General features: G+C 70.3%; 1 pseudogene. It reads right to left on the bottom strand.

What is annotated here, in order from left to right:
* Positions 1-781 (bottom strand): annotated as a pseudogene (locus tag PGX04_RS29750) (hypothetical protein); the annotation flags it as partial.

Genomic DNA, 781 nt, shown 5'->3' on the forward strand with positions numbered 1-781 from the left:
GGCGCGGGCACCGAGCGCGAGCCGCCGCCGGGACCGCTGGGCGTGGTAGGTCTCGAAGGGATCGCCGACGTCGGCGGCGTCCGCAGAACGCTTTGCGTTCTGCTGGGCTGCGGAAGACGACGCTGTCGTCTTTCGAACGTCGACCGTCGCGAACGTGTCCGCGATCGACTCGAGCGTCGGATTCGTCACCGCGGGATAGGCCGGCATTTGCCGGAGCCACGCCGTCGGGAAGAGCTGCGTGAGGAACTGCTCGCCCGGGTACGTCTCGTCGATCAGGTCGAGCAGGAAGACCGCCTCGCGCGAGTCGTACTTCAGGTCGTCGACGGCGCAGACGGTCACGCCGCCGGTCGGCGGCCGCGTCTCGACCGCGTGGACGTAGGGCGCGTCGTACTGGATCGTCCGCCGGAGCATCCGGCGCAGCCCCTGCCAGTCCGGCCCGACGAGGTCCGTCTCCTCGACGAAGTCGGCGATCTCCAGGACGCGACGGACTCCCTCGTACTGCTCCCGGGCGTCGACCCACGTCTCCTCGCGAGCGATCCGCCCCTTGAGGTCGGTGCGGCGGATCCATCGCTCGAGCGAGCGACGGACGCTCGCACCGCCGGTTTCAGCGAGCAGCTCGGTCGAAAAATCGGGGGCTCGAGCCCGGAGGCGATCCAGGGAGACCGCTCGCGGATCGCTCGAGTCCCGCGTCGGCTCGGCGGGGTCGATCCGCTCGAGCCCGTCGCCGTCGCGCTCTCGTTCGCACTGGCAAGTGACGACCGCGTAGAGCTCGTTCACCGCG

The sequence above is a fragment of the Natrinema soli genome (genome assembly GCF_028618695.1).